The sequence below is a fragment of the Actinosynnema sp. NPDC023658 genome, assembly GCF_040639995.1.
Taxonomy (GTDB): domain Bacteria; phylum Actinomycetota; class Actinomycetes; order Mycobacteriales; family Pseudonocardiaceae; genus Actinosynnema.
This window is the reverse complement of sequence record NZ_JBFAAX010000659.1, coordinates 1-3,184: the sequence shown is the minus strand read 5'-3', so window position 1 is coordinate 3,184 and position 3,184 is coordinate 1. Positions and strand designations below refer to the sequence as shown.

Annotated in this window: 2 protein-coding genes; both read right to left on the bottom strand. The window is 74.2% G+C overall.

Annotated elements, in window-relative coordinates; translation table 11 throughout:
• Positions 1 to 44 precede the first annotated feature (44 nt).
• Positions 45 to 2,153, bottom strand: a complete 2,109-nt coding sequence (locus tag AB0G02_RS32800) for a VWA domain-containing protein (protein ID WP_360802002.1) — start codon at positions 2,151 to 2,153, stop codon at positions 45 to 47.
• Positions 2,154 to 2,265: 112 nt separating this feature from the next.
• On the bottom strand, positions 2,266 to 3,184 hold a 919-nt coding region (locus AB0G02_RS32795; protein ID WP_360801999.1), incomplete at its 5' end, for a saccharopine dehydrogenase C-terminal domain-containing protein.

Here is a 3,184-nt window from a genome sequence, read left to right as displayed (position 1 = left end):
CGCCGGAGCGGCCGGGCGCGGTGTCGTCGCGGTGTCGTCCCGGGCTAGAAGCCCATCCGGCAGCCGGCCAGGACGATCTCCTGGCCGAGCAGCGTGACGACGCGGACCGCGTACCGGGCGTACTGCCCGGCGGACCCGGCCACGGTCTGGTTCACGTAGACCGTCGCCACGCCCGGGATGCCGATCGCGGCGGGCGCGGTGCCGATCGGTTGGCCGTTGAGTGTGCCCACGCGCGACGAACCGGACAGGCCCGCCTCGTCCGCCACGCAGGAGACCTCCAGGTCCGACAGGGTGATCGCGCCACCGAGCAGGCTCGCGCCGGACACCTCGGCGCCCGCGTCGGTCCGGCCGGTCCGGACGTCCAGCGAGCAGTCCGCGTGCAGCGCCTGCACCGAGGCCACCAGCGGCACGGTCACCGACGCCGTGGTCCGGTCGGAGGACGGCGGGCACGACGCGAGCGGGGTCTTGGCCAGGGTGACCAGGCCCGAGGTGCTGATGCCCCACGCCTCCGCGCGCACGTGGGACACGATCGTCACCACGGCGGTGGCCCGGCCGCCGTCGTCGTCGACCACCGTCACCAGGACGGTGTGCGAGCCGACCCCGGTGTAGGTGTGCGACGCGGTGCACGTGCCTGAACCCGCGCCCTGCGCCACGCTGCCGCTCACCACCGGCGTGCCGTCGGCGAAGTCGACCGTGCAGGTGTGCGTGTCGTGCGCGGCGATGTCGGTGAACGGCGCGGTGATCCCGATCGGGGTGCCGCGCGGCACGAGCGCGCCGTCGGCGGGGGAGCTGATGGCGACCCGCGGCGCGACGTTGGTCAGGGTCAGCGTGGTGGTCGCGACCACGGCCGGGTGCAGGCCGTCGTCCGCGGTCAGCGCCAGCGTCCACGTGCCGTCGTCGTCGCAGGTGACGGTGGTCGTCAGCGAGGTGGGCGCGGAGAACGCGCACGTCGTGCCGGGGTCGACCCCGGACAGCGGCGTCGCGCTCCACGAGGTCGTCGACGACGGCCCGTCGGGGTCGGTGACGGTGCCAGCCAGCGCGACCGGGGTGCCCTCCTGGCCCGCGTACGGTCCGCCGGTGACCACGGTCGGCGGGTCGTTGACGACGACGGTCGTGCAGTCGGTGACCGTCCCGGCGCCGCCTCCGTCGGTGCCGCGCGCGGTCACGCACAGCTCGTGCGTCCCGGAGGTCAGGGGAGCGGTCGTGGCGGTGTAGGACACCGAGGCGGGACCGGTGCGCGGCAGGCCCGGCGTGACGTCGGTGACCGCCGTCGGCGTGCCGCCGTCCACCGACAGCGACAGACCGGTGAGCTGGGCGTCGATGACGCCGGGCACCACGTTCGGCAGCGTGGCGGGGTCCGGCACCGCGGTGCACGTGCCGCCGGTGATGTCCGCGATGGCCTGGAGGCTCGTGTTGTAGCCGGTGCCCACGCACGTCGAGGCGGGGCCGACGGCGAAGGTGAAGTAGTCGACGTCCGCGGGCACCGCTTGCGCGGCGGAACGCACGTCGCCCGTGGCCTGGCCGTCGGACAGGAACACGACCACCTTGCGCGCCTGCGGCTGGGCGTCGGTGACGGTGGTCGCGGTCAGCACGGCGGGCCCGAACTGCGTGCCGTTGGTGATGCTGCGCTCGGTGAACTGGTGCACGCCGTTGAAGTAGGCCGAGCCCACGGCCTCCTCGACGTCCCGCGTGCCGTTGCCGTTCGCGTCGGCCTCCGGCGCGGTCAGCAGCTGGTCGCCCGCGGCCGGGCTCACGTCCACGGTCGTGGTGCCCAGGGCGAACACGACCGCGCCCACCGCACCGACCACCGTGTTGGGCGAGGCGGCGATGGCGTTGAGGTTGCGCACCGCCGTCTTCTCGCAGTCCAGGATGCTGACACCGGTGCCGGCGCAGTTGTTGGCCGCGCTGTTGGAGACGTCCACGACGTAGGTGAGCGCGGTGTCCCGGACCGCGACCCCGGTGCCGATCGTCGCCGTGCCGGTGACGGCCACCGGCCCCTGAGGCACGACCGCGCCGTCCGCCGGGCTCGCGACGTCCACCGAGATGCTGGTGCCGCCGGGCAGGTTGTCGTCCTCGGCGCGGGCGTCGACCCCGCTGCCCACCAGTACCGCGACGGCCACCAGCGCGGTCCCGGCCAAGCGTCCTGATCTCACATCCTCACGTCCTCCCACTCGCAGGTGTTGTGAGTGGTTCGTCGCGGACGGAGTTCTGTGGGTTAGCACGCTTTACTAGGCCGATTCGGTGAGGATTTTTCCTACCGACGTGTCATGCGGGGGCGTGGTCCGGGTCGGTCGACACGCGCAGCTCGCTGCGCACGCCGTGCTCCGCCAGGAAGTCCAGCCAACGCGCGGCGGAGTCCTCGGTCGCCCGGAGCAGGCCGGGGGCCGACCGGCCGGCGAGGACGTCGACGACGCCGCACGCCAGCGTGACCGACACGGTCCGCGCCATCGCCGTGTCCTCCCGGTCACCGACCAGGTCGAGCACGTACTCGCCCGACCACCGCCGGCCGTCGTCCGCGACGAGGGTCAGCGCCACGGCCAGGACGACCCGGTCCGCGTCGCCCTCGGCCATCGGGTACTTCTCCGCCAGCTCGCCCGCCAGGGCGGTGATGCGGTCCGCGTCGCCCTCGCGCAGCACGGCGAACACGTCCGACCACGCCTCGCGCCAGCCGGCCAGCCGCACGGTCCCGCGCACGAACGACTCCGGGCGCCACGCACCGGGCACCCGGTACTGCCCGATGAACGGCACGCTGTCGCGGTTCGGGTAGACCTCGAACTCCTCGCCGCCGATGACCTGCGCGCGGGTCGCCTCCCACGGGCGCTGCGCGACGCGCTCCTGCCCGCCCTCGACGTACCGGGCCGGCGAGCACAGGGCGGTCAGCACGCTGCGCGGCGCCCAGCTGAAGCGGTAGCGGAAGTCGTTCGGCACCGCCGGGATCCCGCCGCAGTACGACGTGAACACCGCCGACGCCGGGGTGTCCGCGCCCAGCTCGGCCTTCGCGCGCTCGACCAGCAGGTGCGCGTACAGGTGGTCGATCCCCGGGTCCAGGCCCGCCTCGGTCAGCACGACCAGGCCGCGTTCCGCCGCCTCCACCCCGAGCGCGGCGAGCTCGTCGGACGCGTAGCTGGAGCACGCGAAGTGCGCGCCGCGGTCCAGGCACAGCCGCACCAGCGCCGGGTGCTCG